Source organism: Mycobacterium sp., from assembly GCF_032161845.1.
Classification (GTDB): domain Bacteria; phylum Actinomycetota; class Actinomycetes; order Mycobacteriales; family Mycobacteriaceae; genus Mycobacterium.
Map to the genome: position 1 here is coordinate 1 of NZ_JAVRQA010000372.1, position 2,650 is coordinate 2,650.

Below are 2,650 nucleotides of genomic sequence, written 5' to 3' on the forward strand. Positions count from 1 at the left end.
CGCCTTGAGCCTGGCGGCGGCGAGGCCCGATCTCGTCGCCGCACTGGTCTTGCTCGATCCTGCCGTGGGACTCGACGGCGCCTGGATGCACCAGATCGCCGACCAGATGTTGGCCTCCCCCGACTACCCAGACCGGGACGAGGCGCGTGCCGAGAAGGTCAACGGCTCGTGGGGCGAGGTCGATGCCGACGAACTCGACCGCGACCTCGACGAACATCTGGTCACCCTCCCGAACGGTCGAATGGGTTGGCGCATCAGCATTCCCGCGATGATGTCGTATTGGAGCGAAATGGCCAGGGCGGCCGCCGTGCCATCGCCCGAGACGCCGACGACACTGATCCGCGCGACCCGGACGCAGCCGCCGTACGTGTCCGACGAACTCGTCTCGCTTCTCCGCGATCGGCTTGGACCGAACTTCACGCTGCTCGACTTCGACTGCGATCACATGGTCTCGCATGCCAAGCCCGCGGAGACGGCGGCGGTGCTGCGCGCGCTGCTGACGGGCGGCTAGCGATGGCGCAGGTGACCGAAGATCAGGTGGAGCGGGTGCGGGCGCTCGTCGCGTCCATTCCACCGGGCAAGGTGTCCACCTACGGCGACATCGCCGACGCGGCAGGACTTTCCAGCCCGCGCATCGTCGGGTGGATCATGCGCACGGACTCGTCGGACCTGCCCTGGCACCGGGTCATCACCGCGTCGGGCCGCCCAGCGCACCATCTGGCCACGCGCCAACTCGAACTGCTGCGCGCCGAGGGCGTGCTTCCCCGCGACGGCCGGGTGCGGTTGAGCGAGGCACGTCACGCGTTCTGACCGCGCTACAACACCAGGCGTACCAGTGCCGCGGTTCGCGACAGACCCGCGAATGCCGCTGCCGTCGAACGCGGGTGCAGCGCATGGACGGCGAGCCGGAACATCAACGCGCGCAACAGCATCTGCGGCCACTCCGGTAAGGGCGACCACCGCTCGACCAGTCCGTCGTCGGCTTCCCCCCACGCCAACGCGTCGACGACGACGACGCCTGCAGCCCACGATGCGGGGCGCCAGTACGGAGTGAGGTCGGTGATTCCCGGCGCCGCAGTACCCGCGAAGAGCACCGTGCCGTAGAGGTCGCCATGCACCAGCTGGCTTGGACTGCGCGTCGGCCTGCGCAGGGTCGCGAGCTGATTGATCAGCTCCATCGAACGTTGGCCGTCAGACGAGGCAGGGCCGATCCGGGCGCCCGGCGGCAGCGCGTGCAACGGGCGGTCCTCCCACGCCGCTCGATCCGCGGCGATGAACACGTCGACATCCGACCACGGCGCAGAGGGAGGTTGGGTGAGAAATCGTGGACGTTCGAGCTTGGCCGTGGCCTCGTGCAGTCGCACCGCGGCGGACACGACCTCGTCGTGCCTGGGCTCGGGGGTGCCCGCCACGAAGGTGTCTGCGCGCCAACTGGAGACGACGTAGCGGCCATCGGTCGAGCGGACGGGGCGCGCCAGACGCACGCCGTCGACGAACAACGTCTCCCGCACCTTGGCCGACCACGCGGCGCGCGCGTGGTCCGCAACCATCGACAGGACCACTTCACCGCAGCGCCAGCCGCCGTCCCAGGCCAGGCCGAGCGACGTCGGCTGTACACCCACCAGGCCGAATGCGGCCAGCACGTGTTCGGGTGGCCGGTCGACAGTCACGATGGTCAGCCTAAGCGGTACTCCGGCAAACTGGATGTCAGTACATCACCATGTCGGGTTCGAGTTGCTTCGCCCATGCCACGATTCCGCCCTGAAGATGCAGTGCGTCGGCAAAGCCGGCCTTCTTCACCGCGGCCAGTACCTCCGCCGACCGGACGCCGGTCTTGCAGTAGAGCACCGCCGTGCGGTCCTGGGGCATCTTCGCCAGGCCGTCACCGGTGTCGATCACGGACTTCGGAATCAGCTCGGCGCCCGAGATGTGGTTGATGTCCCACTCGACCGGTTCCCGAACGTCGATCAACGCCACCTTGCGATCGGAGTGCAGCATCTCCTGTAGTTCACGCGGCGTGATCGTCGAACCTGCGGCGGCCTCCGTGGCGTCGTCCGATATGACACCGCATAAGGCCTCGTAGTCGATAAGTTCGGTGATCTTCTCCCGAGCGGGATCCCTGCGGATCTTGATGGTCCGGTACGTCATGTCGAGCGCGTCGTACACCATCAGCCGACCCAGCAGCGAGTCCCCGATCCCCGTGATCAGCTTGATTGCCTCGGTACCCATGACCGACGCGATCGACGCGCACAGGATGCCGAGCACACCGCCCTCGGCGCACGACGGCACCATCCCGGGCGGCGGTGGCTCGGGGTAGAGGTCGCGGTAGTTGAGACCGAGGTCGTCGGGTGCGTCCTCCCAGAACACCGAGACCTGGCCCTCGAAGCGGTAGATCGAGCCCCACACGTAAGGCTTGCCCGCCAGCACCGCCGCGTCGTTCACCAGGTATCGCGTCGCGAAGTTGTCGGTGCCGTCCAGGATGAGGTCGTATTGCGTGAACAGCTCGACCGCGTTCTCGGGCTCGAGTCGCACCTCGTGGGTGTTGACGTGCACCAGCGGATTGATCTCCAGGATCGAGTCCTTGGCGCTCTGCGCCTTGGATCGACCGATGTCCGACTGTCCGTGGATGATCTGGCGCTGCAGGTTGGAC

4 protein-coding genes are annotated in these 2,650 nt (G+C 67.3%); 2 read left to right on the plus strand and 2 right to left on the minus strand.

Annotated features, from left to right (window positions below; genetic code table 11):
* Together QOD90_RS20210 and QOD90_RS20215 are read left to right on the plus strand one after the other, a co-directional pair.
* On the plus strand, positions 1 to 511 hold a 511-nt coding region (locus QOD90_RS20210; RefSeq protein WP_526352614.1), incomplete at its 5' end, for an alpha/beta fold hydrolase.
* A gap of 2 nt (positions 512 to 513) precedes the next feature.
* A complete protein-coding gene (locus tag QOD90_RS20215; protein ID WP_526352615.1) occupies positions 514 to 810 on the plus strand; it encodes an MGMT family protein in 297 nt (98 codons plus the stop codon).
* A 5-nt stretch (positions 811 to 815) separates the two neighbouring features.
* On the opposite strand, the gene QOD90_RS20220 is transcribed toward QOD90_RS20215, so the two are convergent.
* Positions 816 to 1,670 carry a TIGR02569 family protein gene (locus QOD90_RS20220; protein WP_526352616.1) on the minus strand — a complete coding sequence of 285 codons (855 nt, stop codon included), beginning with the start codon at positions 1,668 to 1,670 and terminating at the stop codon, positions 816 to 818.
* A 37-nt stretch (positions 1,671 to 1,707) separates the two neighbouring features.
* Positions 1,708 to 2,650, minus strand: a 943-nt coding sequence (locus tag QOD90_RS20225; RefSeq protein WP_526352617.1) for a ThiF family adenylyltransferase, incomplete at its 5' end; no start/stop codon positions are given.